Here is a 17,249-nt window from a genome sequence, read left to right on the forward strand (position 1 = left end):
GACAGAAAGTATGGGGGAGCTGCTGGAACTGCTGGATATGAAGGTGCTTGTCATCTTCATGACTGCTGTTTTGCTTTTGTTTTTAATACTGGTGATCGTGTTATGGAGCAAGCTGAACAAGCTGCGTAAACAATATATGAATATGTTAAATGGCGGCAGCGACTTGAATGTCGAAGAAGCGTTGATCCGAATCCAGGAGCAGGCGACGGTGCTGGAAGCCGAATACGAAAAATCCCAGCAGCAAATCGCCGGGATTATGTCTCGTATGAAAAAAATGAAATCCAATGTCGGCGTTTACCGTTATAATGCCTTTGCCCAAAACGGCAGCGATTTAAGCTTTTCCGTCGCGGTGCTCGACGATGAGCTGGACGGGGTTGTGTTGACCGGTATTCATAACCGCGAGGAGACCTACGTGTATGCGAAGCCGGTTTCGCAGGGCCAGTCCGAATATGTGCTCTCTCCGGAGGAGAAGGAAGCTATCCATCGAGTCGGGCAAAAGAAGTAGAAGCCGTCATGCTATGGGTAACCGCCGCTTCGAATGATTTGGCGATGACTTCGGCCATGCTCATGACCAGGCTTAATCTTGTATTTTGCAGAACGAAATATTCCATAAAGCCGCCGACATTGACGATTCCGGTTATATGCATGTCGCCTACGGGAGGCAGATCTTTGTTCACGCCGGCTCCGGGTTTGACGGGGCCGCTGCCGATCTGAATACAGCCGACACTGGTCAGCTGGCCGAGGCAGGCATCGATTGCGATAATGAAAGGATCACTGAATTGTTCTTGAATCGTTTGAAGCGTATCCTTCAAATTCATGGCGTGTACCGGATGATCTAATGTGCCATAGAGATGAATGCCGTCCAAACGGAATTTTTTTAGCTGTGTGCCGACAAGCGGTCCCAAGGAATCTCCCGTGGAGCGGTCCGTGCCGACGCAAATAATAATAATAGGTTGATCGGAAGGAACTTGATCGAGAATGGTAGAAAGCTTCCCAGACAAAATCTCGATGATATTGCTCTCGGTATGCGGAATTTTTAAGGCCGGAGCGGCTTCCGGAGACTCGGCGGCGTTAACAGCGTCTCTATGAAAAGGCAATTTCATATAATGACCCTCCATTTGCTAGGAGATAAAAGCATTTTTACTAGTATACGGAAAGAGAATGTGAATTATACGTAACCGTGGAAATAAAAAAGGGGGAGGCGTTCGGTGTGCTTCTAATGGCGTTTGATTCGACGCAGCAGGCTTTAAGGGCGGAAATGCTGCTCGAATATGCGGATATCGAAAACGATATGTGCCCTACACCCAAACAAATAACGGCGGGTTGCGCGCTTTCTCTTGAATTTCCCGACGATTCGCTGGAAGAAGTGAAGACGATCATAAGAGAAGAAAAGGTGGAGATCCGAGGAATCTATTCCAAAGTAGGCGACCGATATGTTAACATGGAGCTATGAGTCTGTCCAATGAAAACACGCAGAATGTATATATGCAAAATGACAGTGATTAAGTAGCGTTAGCGGCAAAATAGGCAGTCATTATTTATTCGCTATGCACAAAAGTAACTCTGTTGGACAGACTCTTTATGAGGTGGTGTAAAGCATGGATCAGTGGCTTCGTCTGTTCCTTGCTGAAGATAAGGCAGGAGCGGATGCGACAACTTGGCTGCAATTTAAAGAGAAGATCGTGAATTACGTATCCAATCCTGATGTTTGGATGAACTATTTGTTCATCGTCATAAAGGTCATCGTTATCTACACTGCCGCAAGGCTGGTGACCAAATTCTCCGATAAAACGCTGCAGCATATGCTGGCAGGGCGTGAGAAGAGCCCGTTGAAGTTCGATTCGCGGAGAACGAAGACAATCGGCAAGCTGATCGGTAATATAACTTCGTACGTGGTTAATTTCATCATGATCCTGATGATTTTAAACCAGTTTGGAATTCGGCTGGAGCCTCTGCTTGCCGGGGCCGGGGTCGTCGGTTTGGCGGTAGGGTTTGGCGCGCAGAGTTTGGTTAAGGACGTCATTACCGGGTTTTTCATCATTTTCGAGGATCAGTTTGCCGTAGGAGATGTCATTCAAACTGGCAATTTTAAAGGAACGGTAGAGGAAATAGGTTTGCGCGTAACCCGTATTAAAAGCTGGACAGGGGAAGTGCATATTATCCCTAACGGGACGATAACCCAGGTGACTAATTTCTCGGTCAATAATTCGGTGGCTGTGGTGGACGTGTCCGTCGCCTATGAAGAAGACGTGGACAAAGCATTGGCTGTTATGCGGGAAACCGTGCTGCAAAACTACGAAACCAATGTTAATATGGTCAAAGCGCCGGAAGTGCTCGGCGTCCAGTCGTTGGCGGGAGTGAACATCACGCTGCGCGTTACCGTGGAGTGCAAGCCGAATATGCAGTTCGCGGTCGCCAGAGAGCTGTACGCGGAAATTAAAAAGGCATTTGATTCCCACGGCATTGAAGTTCCTTATCAACGGGTGGTCAATTTTCATAAAAACGAAAGGGGAGAGTGAGCTATGGAAAGAAAGCAGTATCAATTGGGCGATATCGTACAAATGAAAAAGCCTCACCCCTGCGGTACCAATGAAATGGAAATTATTCGTCTCGGTATGGATATCCGGATTAAATGCGTAGGATGCAAACATAGCGTACTGGTGCCCAGAGCGAAGTTCGAAAGCAAGCTGAAGAAGGTGCTGCGGTCGAACGCGGAGCCGTCTGCCGATGCGTAAAAATAATTAAGAAAAGGTCTTGCATTCGTACGGGGAGTTATGCTATTATAACTCTTGTCCCTTTTGGAATGCGGAAAGGTACCCAAGAGGCCCAAGGGGGCTGACTCGAAATCAGCTAGGCGGCGCAAGCCGTGCGTGGGTTCGAATCCCACTCTTTCCGCCACTTATACTATTGAATTACATTAGATTGTTATATGGAAGCGAGATCGGCGATCTGCGCTTCATAAGATAAGACCCTTTTGCGTTGAAGAGAACGCGAAAGGGTCTTTTTGTTGTTCCAATGAAGGTGATGCAGCCGTTATTTACTGCCGATAATGGGGATTCCCGTGGGCGATTGCGAATCTGCTGCTTGAGGGAGCCTGTACCCGATCAAGGACTCTAGACGGATTGACGGGTGCCGTGGGTTTCTTATAGTATGCTAACAAGGAAATGGAATAATATAGGAATTGATGGAGGGAAATGATGAAATCTCAGTTAGCGATTATGGTATGCGCAATCGCTGTCTCCTTGACGGGATGCGGCGACAAACCGGCGGCAACCAGCGAACCGGCTGCAGTGACGAAGTCGGGGGAAGCCGTGACGATTACGAAGGCTAAGTTCGAAGCGGTCGAGAACGGAATGACCTATGAGAAAGTAGTTCAGGTCGTCGGCGGGCCGGGTGAACTGATGTCCGAGGCAGGCAAGAAAGGCGATGCGATGCACACGGTTGTGTACAGCTACAAGGGTGAAGGCTCGGCAGGAGCCAATGCCATATTCACGTTTCAAGGCGGCAAACTGGCGGCTAAGGCGCAAGCGGGTCTGCAATAACCGTATCAATGCCAGGCTGACGACATAGGTTTCCGGCAGCCTGGCGTTTTGTATTTCTGAAGATCGTAAGCGGCGAAAAGGCGAGCACGGATGCGCTGTGGATAGAAAGGCTGCCTTAAAGGGCACTGTGTAAATGTGTATAACCTGACCGACGAAGATGTGGATAGTCTGCCGTGAGAAGTTATCAACATGTGAGTAAACGGACGCTTGTCAACGACAGAAACGAGCCTTCCCTGAATAACCCGAGGGAAGGCTTTGTTCGGCTGTCAGTAACGGCTTTTTTTGCGAACAGAGAACAGATCGACGACATAGCCGATCACCGCCCAGGATAAAATCGTCAGCGTGTACAGAGTGACGGGATTGACGTTCTCGTAGCCGACGATCGGATAGAACCAGGCAGGCACGCTGAGGCAGTAAAATAAAATATAGATCGGCTCCGATTCGTGACCGAAGTAATGAACTAGACTGAGAACGGCGCCGACGACGGCCAATATTATCGTAACGGGATATCGCATACGGGATGCTCCTTTAATTATAGTTGGAAAAGCTCCCTCCGCACGGGCAGCCGAGGCCAGCCTAAAGGAGGGAGGAGCGGGCTAGTATTTACGCTTCCACTTCCGGTTGTGATTGGAGGTGTCAGGGAATTTGTCGCCTTTTTTCAACGTGATGATTTTGGGGTTGTTAATCCCCATATGAAAGGCGTTTTCCCCGATCTCCATATACTCGCCGTCATTGGGAGCTGAATCTCCAGGACTGAACTGGCTCCATTCGCTCATAGCTGGTCACCTCCTGTACGAAAGTGTAATGTTAGCTTTTCCTTCCTTTATAAAATGCATAAGCCGTAAAATTTACCAAGGGGCATAAGCGGGAGGAGCCGGTCAGGGCCAGACGCTGGGGAGGGAGGAAAAGAACTTGTATTTGGGCTGTAATTTTGCTATAGTATTATGGTGCGAGTTTTGATAGCAATTGATAATCTCGCTCCTTGCTCCTCACATGAGGGGCCGTTAGTCCAAAAGGAGGTGAAACCATGCGCAAATATGAAGTGATGTACATCATTCGTCCGGACATCGAGCAAGAGGTTGTTCAATCTACGATTGAGAAGTTCCAAAACATCATCAACAACGGTGGCGAAATTACGAAGCACGATGTAATGGGTAAACGCCGTCTTGCGTATGAGATCAACAAGTTCCGCGATGGTCACTACGTGTTGGTTAATTTTAACGCTAACAACGAAGTTATCACAGAGCTTGACCGTGTGATGAAGATTTCCGATGAAGTCATTCGTTACCTGATCACTAAAGACGTAGCGTAAGACAAGGCATACGTGCCGTAATTGACATGCTGGGAGGGTTTTAGGTTGCTAAATCGTGTGATTCTAATCGGAAGGCTGACTCGTGACCCTGAATTACGCTATACCCCGTCGGGCGTTGCCGTGACGACATTTACGCTGGCTGTGGATCGTCCTTTTACGAACCAGCAGCGCGAGCGTGAAGCGGACTTTCTTAATATTGTGACATGGCGTCAGCTTGCTGAAACATGTGCCAATTATTTGCGTAAAGGCCGGCTTGCGGCAGTGGAAGGCAGAATTCAAATTCGCAACTACGATAATAATGAAGGCCGGCGTGTATACGTCACCGAGATTATTGCCGATAACGTGCGGTTTCTGGAATCTGCTAACAGCGGCGGCGGCGGTCAACGCGAAGAAGGAATGAGCGGCGGCGGCTATGGACAAAGCCCGCAAGGGCAAGGATACGCGTCAACAAGCCAAGGTCAACAGCGTTACGGTGGACAGCGCGACAATCAAGATCCGTTCCAGGATGACGGAAAACCGATTGATATTTCCGATGATGATTTGCCATTCTAACGTAGAAAGGACTGAAAATCGATGAGTTTCCAAAAAAGAGACAACGGCGGCGAAGAGCGCGGCGAGCGTAAATTCGGCGGTCGTGGTAAAAAAGGCGGCAAGCGCCGTAAAGTGTGTTACTTCACTGTGAACAAAATTACTCACATTGATTATAAAGACATCGATACGCTGAAGAAGTTTATCTCCGAGCGCGGCAAGATTCTTCCACGCCGTGTAACAGGAACTTCCGCTAAGTACCAACGTATGCTGACGATCGCTATCAAGCGTTCTCGTCAAGTGGCGTTGCTGCCATACACAACGGAATAGTTGCATGAACCGATAAAAGACAGCTCGGGAAACCGGCTGTCTTTTTTATTGTTTAGGAAATGATGCGCAGCAAAATCCTGTGGATATCCGTGGGCTCCCCCGAAAGTAATGTCTACCCATTACCCATAGAACGATCCCAGAGGAAGGGTTAGACGCCGATCCAGCCTAGGCTGGATGCGGACGGAATAAGCTTCAGAGCATCACGTCACTACCCTGGAAATTACTCTTGGTACCCCATTTCCATTGTCTGTGGTGCCGCGTCGGCGGCATGGATGGCTTTTGGGGGATTTGTTCTATTATGGTACAAAATGGGGCATAGTGAAGCCGGCCCTTCATTTTGGTAAAATAGAAGGGCGGGGGCGGATGAAGGCGTATATCTTCCTTTCGCGTCATAGTGTATTATGAAGAGGACCCTGCATATAGCGGAAGTCCAGTTTGGAAAGGGTGGCTTTTGGTGAATATCGCATTTTTTCTTGTGCCCAAAGATGACGTCATTTATTTATCCCCTCATTCGACGATGCGACAAGCTTTGGAACGAATGGAATACCACCGCTATTCGGCGGTGCCCTTGATCGACGAGCACGGCAAATACGCGGGCACGATAACGGAGGGGGACTTGCTCTGGAAGCTTAAGCATTCTCCTGACATCGGATTTGAAAATGCGCATAAAGTTTATCTTAAGGATGTGCCCCAGCATATGGCGATTAAGCCGGTGCGGATCGATCAGCAGATGCAGGACTTGATCACGCTCGCCACCAATCAAAACTATGTTCCGGTTATCGACGATAACGAGGTTTTCATCGGCATCATTCGAAGAAGAGAGATTATCGATTACTGCTTCAAGCTGTGGCAAGCCGAACAAAACATTTAAAATTGTGGTATAATTAGCCTAAGTGTCTGCTTAAGGAAAGGCGGCTTGCCCTATGGATCGGGATATGGATTTGGCTCGACGCGCCAAGATCATTGAATGGCTCAAAACGGAAATCGTCGATCAAATGGCACAACTGTTAAAAGGAATTTGGGAAGGAAGCCATCATAAGATTGTAGACGGCTTATCAAGCCTTATCGCCTGCTGTTACATTCTCGGGAGACGACTCGGTATCCCGCTGCGCAGTTTAGACGAAGCGGTTTTGGAGAAAATGAAGAAGCATAGGCAGGATGGACATCAATTGGAAGAATGGTACGGAGACATATCCGCTTTGGAAGAACATTTGCGTAAGAGGTGAAGGTGTTGGGGAAGGGTTCCGTACGAATGCTCGGCTGGAGCATAGCTACAATCATTTTGCTTCTTTCGGTGATTACACCGCTTAGTATCATTACGTTTTTTCTGTTAATGATTCCGGTCGTCGTGCAATTCGTTAAGCTCGATACGAAACGGTTTCTAATGTATTATGGCGCAAGCTTGGCCATCGTGTACATTCTCACTTCGGTATTTCTGGTCGGCTGGGCCGGCGTGCTGCTGGTTTCGATGTCGCTTTTCTTTTTGCCTCCCGTCATTCAAATGGGCAATCTGTACAAAAAGCGGTCTCCTGCGCGCACGGTGCTTACGGTAGGTACCGTAACGCTGCTCGCGGAGCTGCTGCTAAGCCTCGTCGTCAGCTATTTGTTCGGCTTCAATCTGATCGACAAGATGAAGCAGTTCATGACGGAAAGCATCAATTCGCTGCCGGACCAGCTGAAGGGTATGGTGGCGCTGGACCAGGATGTGCTGGTTCAATTGATGAGCCAGATGCTGCCGCTGTATATGATCGGTTTTTCGTTGATTGTCGTAGTCATTACGCATTGGCTGTCGAGGAAAGTGCTCAATCGTGCGGGCGAGTCCATTCCGGCCTTCAAGCCGATGAGAGAGTGGATGCTGCCGCGGTCCTTCGTATGGTATTACATGATCGCTTTGTTTATGGAGTTTTTCGTTAAAGACGCCAACTCGATTTTGTTTACTTTGCTGATTAACCTGCTGCCTTTGCTGACAGCCGCTTTTGCAATACAAGCGCTTGCGTTTTTGTTTTTCGTGGTCCATACCAATCGTTGGAATAAAGTGTTGCCTATCGGAGGTATCGTGCTGCTGCTCATCTTTCCGCCGGCGTATTTCATTTTTAGTATGCTTGGGGTATTTGACGTAGCTTTTCCGATCCGTGAACGTATGACGCGAAAATAATGATGGATTAGGAGCGAGTGGAATGCCGAAGTTCCTGCTAAAGCGATGGCACGGCTTGCATATCGTGTGGATTTTCGCCTTAATGACGATTTTGATTTTTATTTTGATGTGGTATCAATGGGTGATCGGCGTGATCGCCTTGTTTCTATGCGGGATACTGGCCTACTTCACGCTTCAGGCGGAGCAGGCCTTTCGTAAAGACCTGAATCATTATGTAGGGACGCTGTCCCACCGGATTAAACGGGCGGGCAATGAAGTCATTCATGAGCTGCCCATCGGCATTTTACTTTATAACGAAGAGAAAATGATAGAGTGGCATAATCCGTTCGTGGCGAAAATGGTGTCCAAAGAAACGTTGATCGGCGAACCGTTGATTGAGGTGTTTCCGGCTTTGAAGGCGCGCAAGGAGAAAGATGTAAGACTGGAGATTACGGTTGGAAAAAGCATCTATCTCGTACAGGTGAAGCCCGACGAAAGGCTGCTGTACTTTACCGATATTACCGCCTTCAAAACGTTGTCGGCCCGCTATGAGGAAGAACGGCTTGCGATAGGGATCGTCATGATGGACAACCTCGAGGAAGCGACGCAGGGAATGGACGATCAAACCCGCAGCATTATGCTGGCCCGGGTCACCGGGGAAATTACCGAATGGGCGCAAAAAAACAACGTCTATTTAAGACGCACCGCCTCGGACCGCTATCTGATTCTGATGAATCAAAAGGGGCTCAAATCGCTGGAGCAGTCGCGGTTTGAAATCTTGGACGAGGTTCGGGATTTGACGATTGAAAACAAGCTGCCGCTGACGCTCAGCGTCGGAATCGCTTCCGGCATCGATTCGCTTACGGAGCTCGGCCAGCTGGCCCAGACGAGCTTGGACATGGCTCTGGGCCGCGGCGGCGATCAGGTCGCCGTCAAGGTCGGCGAGCGGCTGTCCTTCTACGGCGGGCGCTCCAACGCGATTGAGAAGCGAACGCGGGTCAGAGCGCGGGTTATCTCTCATGCGCTGCGCGATTTGATCAAGGAGTGCGACAAAGTGATCATCATGGGACACCGCTACCCGGATATGGACTCGATCGGAGCGGCCATCGGCGTGCTGAAGGCGGTTCACGTGAGCAATAAAGAAGGCTATATCGTGCTGGAAGGCATCAATCCGTCGATTCAGAAGCTGATGGATACGATCTACGAGGACGAGAAGCTGAACCGCTGGTTTATAACGCCCGAGCAGGCGATGCAGATCACGAACCAGAAGTCGCTGGCGGTCGTCGTCGATACGCATAAGGCGTCCATGGTGGCGGAGCCGAAGCTGCTGCAGCTGACGCAGCGCAAGTTCGTCGTAGACCATCACCGCCGCGGCGAGGAGTTCATACAGGACGCTACGCTCGTCTATATGGAGCCGTACGCTTCCTCCACCTGTGAATTGGTGACGGAGCTGCTGCAGTACTTTAACGACCGTCTGACGATGGGTGTGCTCGAAGCGACGGCATTGCTGGCCGGCATCGTCGTAGATACGAAGAGCTTCAGCTTGCGCACCGGCGCCAGAACGTTCGAGGCGGCTTCGTTCCTTCGCCGCAACGGCGCGGATTCCTCGCTGATCCAGCGGCTGCTGAAGGAGGATTTGGACGCTTACATCCAGCGTTCCGAGGTGATCAAGAATGCGGAGATCCTCTTCGATCATATCGCGCTGGCCGTAACGGAGCCGAATCGCAAATATTCTCAGTTGCTCATTGCGCAAGCAGCTGATACATTGTTAACTATGACGGGCGTGATGGCGTCTTTTGTCATTAGCGAACGCCCGGACGGCTTAATCGGCATCAGCGCCCGTTCGCTCGGGCAGATGAACGTGCAGGTCGTTATGGAACGGCTGGGCGGCGGCGGCCATTTGACTAACGCGGCGACCCAGTTGGAAGGCACGATCGCCGAAGCGACGCAAAGATTGAAAGAAATATTAAGTGAGATGGACTCAGAGGAGGGGCTTTTCGAATGAAGGTTATATTGCTGAAAGACGTTAAAGGCCAAGGAAAAAAAGGGGAAATTAAAAGCGTATCCGAAGGATATGCCAATAACTTTTTGTTTCCGCAGCAGTTGGCTGCGCCTGCGAATGAGTCGTCGATGAAGGTGTTGGAGAACCAGAAGAAGGCCGAGCAGCGCAAGAAGGACGAAGAGAAGGCCGAAGCGGTTGAGCTCGGCAAGAAGCTGGAGACGCTGACCGTGCAGTTGAAAGCGAAGTCCGGTAAGGACGGACGGCTGTTCGGAGCGATTACAAGCAAGCAAGTAGCGGAAGAGCTGGAGAAGCAGTTCAAAATTAAAGTGGATAAACGGAAAATTTTGATGGAGGATTCCATCCGCACTCTAGGCGTTACCGAGGTAGGGGTCAAGCTTCATCCGGAAGTGACCTCCAAGCTGAAGGTGCACGCTACGGAAGAGTGATTTATGATCGACAGCTCCTTAAGGGAGAAATGACATAGAATAGGAATTCTGCCGTCTGACTGAAGGATTTACGCAAGATCGGCGGGTTCGACAAGCCCAAGGCTTTCCTCACGGAAAGCCTTGGCTTATGGAACGGACCGTTAGAAGTGTGGTGAAAAAGCGGCCGAAGAGTCGATAGAATGTTGGAGCAGCGTAAACGGTCGCCTTTGTAGACGGATTTTCACCGCTAGCGGTTCAAAATGAAAAAAATCCGGCTACAACAGCGAGTGGAAACTTCTATCGACCGCAGGACGCGACGAAATCACCACGCTTTTAGGAGTCTGTCCGACGAAACAGGAAAAGCATAGTTTCGTCGCGAAACTTAACTGTAATCTGTTTATCTGGTAAAAAAGGGTGTGTGGTTTATGGCAAAATTTAAATCTTACTCCACGGAACAAGGTGAATTGTTTCCGATGTATTTGAGCGATTGGATCCCTGAAGATCATTTAGTGCGGCTTGTTAGCGACATCGTGGATCAGTTAGATCTCACGGTCATGACAAATCGGTATTCCCATCGCGGAGAAGAAGCCTATCACCCCGCCATGCTTTTGAAGTTATGGTTCTATGGCTATGCTACGGGTGTGTTCACCTCCCGGACCCTTCGTCAGGCTATGGATGAAAATATTCCTTTTCGTTGGCTATGTGGCGGCCATCGACCGGATTTCCGTACGCTCAGCGATTTTCGAAAGGATCACCTCGAATCATTACCGGGACTTTTCAAACAAGTGGTACACATCGCCATACAGCTAGGGTACGTGTCCCTCGGTCATGTCAGCATCGATGGTTCGAAGCTGAAAGCCCATGCATCGAAGCATAAGTCGATGTCGCGAGATCGGATGAACCAGGAAATCGAGCGTCTGGAAAAGGAAATCCGCGAAGCTCTCGAGCAAGCCGGCCAGATAGACGACCAAGAGAACGAAGAGCCCCTTTCGCTGTTGCCGGAATCGGTGACCAATCGCCAATCCCGACTTGAAAAAATCAGAGAGGCGCTCAGACAGTTGGAAGCTCGCAAACCGGTAGAGGAATCGAAGACACCGGACAAAGATCAATTTAACTTTACCGATCCAGATTCCCAAATCATGGATACGAAAACCCAAGGCGTCATCCAAGGATATAATCCGCAAATTGCCGTAGATGCGGATCAGGGATTCATCGTCGGACTGCAGATGAACCCTAGCAGCAGCGACCAACACCAATTCCAGCCGGTGCTCGGTTCCATCCGCAACATAACGGGAAAGGTGCCCGAGAAAGTGAGTGCGGACGCAGGGTACTTTAGTGCGGACAACATTCAGGCGGCGACGAAGGCCGAGACCGACGCCTACATCGCGGCAACCCGTGAAAACAAGCAGCACGGGAATCCGTACGATAAAACCAACTTTACGTATATCCCGGAAACGGATACCTATGTGTGCCCAGCGGGACAAACGCTGATCCACAAGTACACATACTATGAAAAGGATCCTCAAAAAGCGACTCAATGGGTGTATATGAGCGATGCCTGCCTGACCTGCCCGTTTCAAAAGGACTGCGTTAAGTCCGGATCCGGTAAACGAAGGGTCAAACGCAATGAAGGCGATCCGATCCGAGAAGCCATGAGAACCAAAGTGCAAAGCGATGCCGGTAAAGACATTTACCGGTTACGTAAAGCCATCGTGGAACCCGCGTGGGGGCAAATGAAAGAATGTCAGGGCTTTCGTCAGTTTCACCTCCGTGGCGAAGATAAGGTTGAGGGTGAGTTCGTCCTTTTGGCTTTAAGCTATAATTTAAGAAAGCTTCATTCTGCCAAATATCCCAAACCATCCACGGTGTATAAACGGGAGAGGTCTGCCCAAAAACGTAAAAAAGCGGCGTAACTCCCACAAAGGCAAAGAAAGACACAGTGATTATACTCAAATCGTGATGAAAAATCATTTGAAAACCGAGTCTTACTCCGAAGGGACCTACAAAAGTAACTCCGTCGGACAGACTCTTAGAAGTGTGGTGAAAAAGCGGCCGAAGAGTCGATAGAATGTTGGAGCAGCGTAAACGGTCGCCTTTGTAGACGGATTTTCACCGCTAGCGGTTCAAAATGAAAAAAATCCGGCTACAACAGCGAGTGGAAACTTCTATCGACCGCAGGACGCGACGAAATCACCACGCTTTTAGAAGTCCGGTGAACAAAGAGCGGAGGGGCCATTTGAATCTGGAAAAGCATTAGCGTTCGCCTTTGAAAACGGATTTCTCCATAGAAAAAAGGAAATAACCATCCAAAAAATCCGGTTTCAACAGCGATTGGAGGATCAAATGGGCACCGCAGCGGACTTTTTCACCACACTTTTAGAAGCGCAGGGAAAAAGCGGCCGGAGGCCATATGCTCAAATGTAACTCCGTCGGACAGACTCTTAGGACTGCTGGGAGAAGAACTTCTGGGAGGAAACGAACTTGAACAACGAAGGCATGTTTATGGACCGGATCCCTCCGCAAAATTTGGAAGCCGAGCAGGCGGTGCTCGGCGCGATTTTGCTTGACAGCGATTCGCTCGTCACTGCGATGGAACGTATCACCAGCGAGGATTTCTATCGGACCTCGCACCAGCGCATCTTCGAGTCGATGATCGAGCTGGCGGAGGAGAATGAGCCGATCGACTTGGTCACGCTGACGGCCAAGCTGCAGAATAAGCAGCAGCTGGAGGAGATCGGCGGGATCAAATATTTGTCGGAGCTGGCCAATGCCGTTCCGACCGCGGCGAATATCGACTATTACTCGCAGATCGTCGAAGAGAAATCGATGCTGCGAAGGCTGATCCGCGCCGCGACGAACATCGTGACCGACGGCTATGCGAGCTCCGATGACGTCGGCGATTTGCTCAGCGATGCGGAGAAGCGCATTCTGGAAATTTCGCAGCGCCGCTCCAGCACCGGATTCGTCTACATTCGGGACGTACTGATGGAAGTGTTCGACAAGGTGGAATTCCTCTATAACAATAAAGGAGGAACAACCGGGATCAAATCCGGTTTCCACGACTTGGACAAAATGACGTCCGGATTTCAACGTTCGGACTTAATTATTGTGGCGGCTCGTCCTTCCGTAGGGAAGACGGCGTTTGCCTTGAATATCGCGCAAAACGTCGGTGTGCGCGAGAAGGAGACCGTGGCGATCTTCAGTTTGGAGATGGGCGCGGCTCAGCTCGTCAACCGGATGATCTGCGCGGAGGCGAACGTCGACGCCGGACGGATGCGGACCGGCTTCCTGGAGCCGGACGACTGGGAGAAGCTGACGATGGCGATCGGCGCGCTGTCCGAAGCCAATATTTATATCGACGATTCGCCTTCCGTAACGGTAGCGGATATCCGTGCCAAATGCCGCAGGCTGAAGCAGGAGAAGGGGCTCGGCATGATCCTGATCGATTACCTGCAGCTCATTCACGGCCGCGGCAAGGGCGATAACCGCCAGCAGGAAGTATCCGAAATTTCGCGTACGCTCAAACAGATCGCGCGTGAGCTGGACGTGCCGGTCATCGCGCTGTCTCAGCTCAGCCGGGGCGTGGAGCAGCGGCAGGATAAGCGCCCGATGATGTCGGACTTGCGCGAATCCGGTTCGATCGAGCAGGATGCTGATATCGTTGCCTTCCTGTACCGCGATGACTACTATGATAAGGAATCCGAGAAAAAGAATATCATCGAAATCATTATCGCCAAACAGCGGAACGGTCCGGTCGGAACCGTAGAGCTGGCATTCCTGAAAAACTTCAACAAATTCGTCAGCCTCGACCGCTCGCATCAGGATGCGGGATAACGGATGCACATGATTGTTGCACGGGGAACATTTTCTCAATTGCATATATGAACAATATCCGAACAATGGTACAGAGGGCTGTACTATTGTTCGTTTTTATTGACTTTGGCAGATGAGACTGATAAAATATTCATGGTGCTTTAGGCCTTTTGGCTAATTATAGGTGAGACTCACCTGATGGGGGTTATGTGCATGTCAACGGTAGTGGTTGTCGGAACCCAATGGGGCGATGAAGGAAAAGGAAAGATTACGGATTTCCTTGCTGAATCTGCTGAAGTAGTGGCACGTTATCAAGGCGGTAACAATGCAGGCCATACGATTTTAATTGATGAGAAGAAATATAAATTGACGATGATTCCATCGGGCATTTTCTACAAAGATAAAGTATGTGTAATCGGTAACGGGATGGTAATTAACCCAGGCGCGTTGCTGCAAGAAATTGAATATATTCATGAAAATGGCTTTACCACAGACAACTTGAAGATCAGCGACCGCGCACATGTCATTATGCCATATCATCTGATCCTTGACGGCCTGGAAGAAGAACGCAAAGGCGACAACAAGATCGGGACGACCCGCAAAGGGATTGGCCCTTGCTATATGGACAAAGCGGCAAGAAACGGCATTCGGATCGCCGACCTCATGGACGCGGCCGAATTCGAGCGCAAAGTTCGCCATATGGTGGCCGAGAAAAACGTGCTGATCGAGCAGGTGTACAATGGCGAGGGGCTGAACGCCGATGCTATTATCGAGGAGTACCTCGGATATGCGGAGCGCATTCGTCCTTACGTATGCGATACTTCGGTCGTGCTGAACGATCTGATCGATGACGGGAAAAAAGTACTGTTCGAGGGCGCGCAAGGGGTTATGCTTGACATCGACCAAGGAACGTACCCTTACGTTACGTCTTCCAACCCTTCCGCAGGCGGCGTATGTATCGGTTCCGGCGTCGGCCCGACGAAGATCAAGCAAATCATCGGCGTTGCCAAGTCGTATACGACCCGTGTGGGCGACGGTCCTTTCCCGACCGAACTTCACAACGAGACAGGCAACTGGATTCGTGAAAAAGGCCATGAGTACGGAACGGTGACAGGCAGACCGCGCCGCGTCGGCTGGTTCGACAGCGTCGTCGTTCGCCATGCCCGCCGCGTCAGCGGTATTACCGGCTTGTCCCTGAACTCGCTAGACGTTCTGGCTGGTCTGGAAACGGTCAAAATCTGTACGGCTTACAAATGCCGCGGAGAAATTATCGAGCATTATCCTGCAAGCTTGAATCTGCTGTCCGAGTGCGAAGCGGTTTATGAAGAGCTTCCGGGCTGGAGCGAGGATATTACCGGCGTTCGCAAGCTGGAGGATTTGCCGGCCAATGCCAGACGCTATGTAGAACGCGTATCTGAGCTAACCGGTATTCCGATCGCCATCTTCTCGGTCGGCCGCAACCGCGAGCAGACGAATCTGGTAAGACCGATCTATTAGTCGTGATAGATTAACGGAATGTTTATAGAAGAACCTCTTAGTGCCTTTAGTTTTGGGCCGAGAGGTTCTTTTTTTGCATTACGAACGGTTGGTTTGGCAACAAAACGTCAATACTGGAAGGAGATGATAACGTTTCGACAGGCGGGAGATGAGAACGACAATGAAAAGTTTGCAATGGATGGCCAAATTACTGTTAAGCGCATGGATTACGTCCGTCGTTTGCATCGCGTCCACCTTCTGGGCGGTAAGTACCTACGCGGATATGATCATGGAACAATATAATTTGAAATCGTCGACAAGCGCCATGCCGACTTGGCCGCAGTTTGTCGGGCAGCTTGGCAAGCAGCTTGGCTTCGGCGGCGGTTCGCCGTCGGGTCAGGGAAGGACGGCGCTGGGCGACAAGCAAGGAGCCCAGCCGCAGCCGGACCGTCCGGTATTGGGCAGCGTCGCGGATAGCTCCAGCGTGGCAGGAGCAGGCAATCAAGCGGGAGCGGGTGACCCGTCTGTCGGCGCAGAAACCGGAGCAGGCACGGGCGGAGCTGCGCCGGGAGGCGGCAGCGGCAGCAACGGCGGTTCGTCTACGACGAAAAAACCGCCTGAGGATGCTGTCGCCGTCTTCGGCCACCAGAGCGGGGGCGATTCGTCCACCCCGGAGGCCGGCGCAGGAACGGGAGGGGGAATCAGTCCCGGAGCGGTAGCAGGGGCCGGCAGCGGAGCGGGTTCCTCGGCAGCCGAGGACAGCAAGAGAATCGTCGTCTCTGGCGAGGAGTTCACGAAGAAGAAAGATCAGCTGTCGAGCGCGGATAAGAACAAGATTTTCAACCTGCTGGTATCCCGGGTGCCGCAGGCGGACATGCAGACGATTTCCGGGCTTATGGAGGACGGGATTACGGCATCCGAGCTGAAAGAGATCGAAGAAATATTGCAGAAGTATTTGAAGCCGGATGAATATGCCCAGCTTATCGCGATGATTAAAGCGAACTAAAGGCTTCGGTTCTGCGGCAAGAAGAAAGCTCCGGGCACGATACAGTGTCCGGAGCTTTTTTGCCGTTCAATTCATGAATAGGGTAAGGCAGCAAGAGGCGGATATTCGTCGCTTGAGGAGCTCCAATCGTCAACATCCGGCCGCAACGGCGAGCGGTAGCCCCCGATCGACCGCAGGCTGCCTGTTTTTCTCCAGATTGCTATCGCTTAGCGAAGCTCGCTTTTTCACCGGGCTTTTAGAGCTGTCCTCCGAACTTGGCCAATGTATCCTCCGCTTGCCTGGAGCGGGAAGACTCGACGACGACTTGCAGGACATATCCGTGGCCGTTCGCGCTCTCATCCTCCGTCAGGGCGGATTGGGTCAGCGGCGTCAAATAAGCCGAAGACCCGGCTTCGCTGTCCGGATGAATCCGGATATCGATCGCCCCCTGCTCGCGCAACGTATGGGCTGCCTCGTCCAGATTCGACCGATTTTTGAAAAATGCCGTTATGTTTTCCATAGTTTAACTTCACACCCCCGACACCAAACCATTGATTCCGACTCCAAGACAGTGAATTATGTTGAAAGAAGAAGTCTAGTTGTGGTAAATTGATAAATGGAGTCGACTTACATGGTTAGTGTCCCTATTTTAGGTGTTTTTATGTATTTTTCGTAGAAAACGACTTAAAAGGAGTAGAACAT

At 50.6% G+C, this 17,249-nt stretch carries 21 protein-coding genes and 1 tRNA gene; 18 read left to right on the top strand and 4 right to left on the bottom strand.

The window, feature by feature from the left end; genetic code table 11:
• Window positions 1–10: 10 nt before the first annotated feature.
• The gene (locus tag SK3146_RS18765; RefSeq protein ID WP_249860260.1) at window positions 11–505 is read left to right on the top strand and encodes a DUF4446 family protein; all 495 of its coding nucleotides are present in this window, start codon (window positions 11–13) and stop codon (window positions 503–505) included.
• On the opposite strand, the gene yyaC is transcribed toward SK3146_RS18765, so the two are convergent.
• Complete coding sequence (gene yyaC / locus SK3146_RS18770) at window positions 477–1,103, bottom strand: spore protease YyaC (RefSeq protein WP_249860261.1); 627 nt, start codon at window positions 1,101–1,103, stop codon at window positions 477–479. The two genes, SK3146_RS18765 and yyaC, sit on opposite strands and share 29 nt — an antisense overlap.
• A 116-nt stretch (window positions 1,104–1,219) precedes the next feature.
• Here yyaC and SK3146_RS18775 point away from each other — a divergent pair, with 116 nt between their 5' ends.
• The 5 genes from SK3146_RS18775 (at window position 1,220) to SK3146_RS18795 (ending at window position 3,542) form a co-directional block, all read left to right on the top strand.
• Window positions 1,220–1,453 carry a putative Se/S carrier protein gene (locus tag SK3146_RS18775; RefSeq protein WP_249866361.1) on the top strand — a complete coding sequence of 78 codons (234 nt, stop codon included), beginning with the start codon at window positions 1,220–1,222 and terminating at the stop codon, window positions 1,451–1,453.
• A gap of 145 nt (window positions 1,454–1,598) precedes the next feature.
• On the top strand, window positions 1,599–2,519 hold the full coding sequence (locus SK3146_RS18780) for a mechanosensitive ion channel family protein (protein WP_249860262.1): 921 nt from the start codon (window positions 1,599–1,601) through the stop codon (window positions 2,517–2,519).
• Between the two features lie 3 nt (window positions 2,520–2,522).
• A complete protein-coding gene (locus SK3146_RS18785) occupies window positions 2,523–2,735 on the top strand; it encodes a DUF951 domain-containing protein (RefSeq protein WP_249860263.1) in 213 nt (70 codons plus the stop codon).
• A gap of 72 nt (window positions 2,736–2,807) precedes the next feature.
• Window positions 2,808–2,898, top strand: a tRNA-Ser gene (locus SK3146_RS18790).
• 296 nt (window positions 2,899–3,194) lie between these two features.
• The gene (locus SK3146_RS18795; protein WP_249860264.1) at window positions 3,195–3,542 is read left to right on the top strand and encodes a DUF3862 domain-containing protein; all 348 of its coding nucleotides are present in this window, start codon (window positions 3,195–3,197) and stop codon (window positions 3,540–3,542) included.
• A gap of 266 nt (window positions 3,543–3,808) precedes the next feature.
• Here the strand turns inward: SK3146_RS18795 and SK3146_RS18800 are convergent, their stop codons facing one another.
• Together SK3146_RS18800 and SK3146_RS18805 are read right to left on the bottom strand one after the other, a co-directional pair.
• Window positions 3,809–4,057, bottom strand: a complete 249-nt coding sequence (locus tag SK3146_RS18800; protein ID WP_249860265.1) for a hypothetical protein — start codon at window positions 4,055–4,057, stop codon at window positions 3,809–3,811.
• Window positions 4,058–4,138: 81 nt separating this feature from the next.
• Window positions 4,139–4,318: a YjzC family protein gene (locus SK3146_RS18805; protein WP_249860266.1), complete on the bottom strand. Its 180-nt coding sequence runs from the start codon at window positions 4,316–4,318 to the stop codon at window positions 4,139–4,141.
• Between the two features lie 251 nt (window positions 4,319–4,569).
• On the opposite strand from SK3146_RS18805, the gene rpsF reads away from it, so the two are divergent.
• The 12 genes from rpsF to SK3146_RS18865 all read left to right on the top strand — a co-directional run bounded on the left by rpsF (window position 4,570) and on the right by SK3146_RS18865 (window position 16,568).
• Window positions 4,570–4,854, top strand: coding sequence for a 30S ribosomal protein S6 (gene rpsF / locus SK3146_RS18810; protein WP_249860267.1), 285 nt, complete (start codon window positions 4,570–4,572; stop codon window positions 4,852–4,854).
• 45 nt (window positions 4,855–4,899) lie between these two features.
• Window positions 4,900–5,406, top strand: a complete 507-nt coding sequence (gene ssb, locus SK3146_RS18815; protein ID WP_249860268.1) for a single-stranded DNA-binding protein — start codon at window positions 4,900–4,902, stop codon at window positions 5,404–5,406.
• A 21-nt stretch (window positions 5,407–5,427) separates the two neighbouring features.
• Window positions 5,428–5,712, top strand: a complete 285-nt coding sequence (gene rpsR, locus SK3146_RS18820; protein ID WP_249860269.1) for a 30S ribosomal protein S18 — start codon at window positions 5,428–5,430, stop codon at window positions 5,710–5,712.
• A 454-nt stretch (window positions 5,713–6,166) separates the two neighbouring features.
• Window positions 6,167–6,583 (top strand): CBS domain-containing protein, encoded by a 417-nt coding sequence (locus tag SK3146_RS18825; protein ID WP_249860270.1) that lies wholly within the window; start codon window positions 6,167–6,169, stop codon window positions 6,581–6,583.
• Between the two features lie 52 nt (window positions 6,584–6,635).
• On the top strand, window positions 6,636–6,938 hold the full coding sequence (locus tag SK3146_RS18830; RefSeq protein ID WP_249860271.1) for a MazG-like family protein: 303 nt from the start codon (window positions 6,636–6,638) through the stop codon (window positions 6,936–6,938).
• Between the two features lie 68 nt (window positions 6,939–7,006).
• Window positions 7,007–7,867, top strand: coding sequence for a DUF2232 domain-containing protein (locus SK3146_RS18835; RefSeq protein ID WP_249860272.1), 861 nt, complete (start codon window positions 7,007–7,009; stop codon window positions 7,865–7,867).
• A 22-nt stretch (window positions 7,868–7,889) separates the two neighbouring features.
• Window positions 7,890–9,851, top strand: a complete 1,962-nt coding sequence (locus SK3146_RS18840) for a DHH family phosphoesterase (protein WP_249860273.1) — start codon at window positions 7,890–7,892, stop codon at window positions 9,849–9,851.
• Window positions 9,848–10,294 carry a 50S ribosomal protein L9 gene (rplI, locus tag SK3146_RS18845; RefSeq protein ID WP_249860274.1) on the top strand — a complete coding sequence of 149 codons (447 nt, stop codon included), beginning with the start codon at window positions 9,848–9,850 and terminating at the stop codon, window positions 10,292–10,294. The genes SK3146_RS18840 and rplI overlap by 4 nt, the downstream gene beginning before the upstream one ends.
• 404 nt (window positions 10,295–10,698) lie before the next feature.
• A complete protein-coding gene (locus tag SK3146_RS18850) occupies window positions 10,699–12,186 on the top strand; it encodes an IS1182 family transposase (RefSeq protein ID WP_249860275.1) in 1,488 nt (495 codons plus the stop codon).
• Between the two features lie 583 nt (window positions 12,187–12,769).
• Window positions 12,770–14,107, top strand: coding sequence for a replicative DNA helicase (gene dnaB / locus SK3146_RS18855; protein ID WP_249866362.1), 1,338 nt, complete (start codon window positions 12,770–12,772; stop codon window positions 14,105–14,107).
• A 192-nt stretch (window positions 14,108–14,299) separates the two neighbouring features.
• Window positions 14,300–15,583: an adenylosuccinate synthase gene (locus SK3146_RS18860; protein ID WP_249860276.1), complete on the top strand. Its 1,284-nt coding sequence runs from the start codon at window positions 14,300–14,302 to the stop codon at window positions 15,581–15,583.
• Between the two features lie 178 nt (window positions 15,584–15,761).
• On the top strand, window positions 15,762–16,568 hold the full coding sequence (locus tag SK3146_RS18865) for a hypothetical protein (RefSeq protein WP_249860277.1): 807 nt from the start codon (window positions 15,762–15,764) through the stop codon (window positions 16,566–16,568).
• A gap of 235 nt (window positions 16,569–16,803) precedes the next feature.
• Here SK3146_RS18865 and SK3146_RS18870 read toward each other — a convergent pair whose 3' ends face one another.
• Window positions 16,804–17,067: a hypothetical protein gene (locus SK3146_RS18870; protein ID WP_249860278.1), complete on the bottom strand. Its 264-nt coding sequence runs from the start codon at window positions 17,065–17,067 to the stop codon at window positions 16,804–16,806.
• Window positions 17,068–17,249: the final 182 nt, after the last annotated feature.

The sequence above is a fragment of the Paenibacillus konkukensis genome, from assembly GCF_023523925.1.
Taxonomy (GTDB): domain Bacteria; phylum Bacillota; class Bacilli; order Paenibacillales; family NBRC-103111; genus Paenibacillus_S; species Paenibacillus_S doosanensis.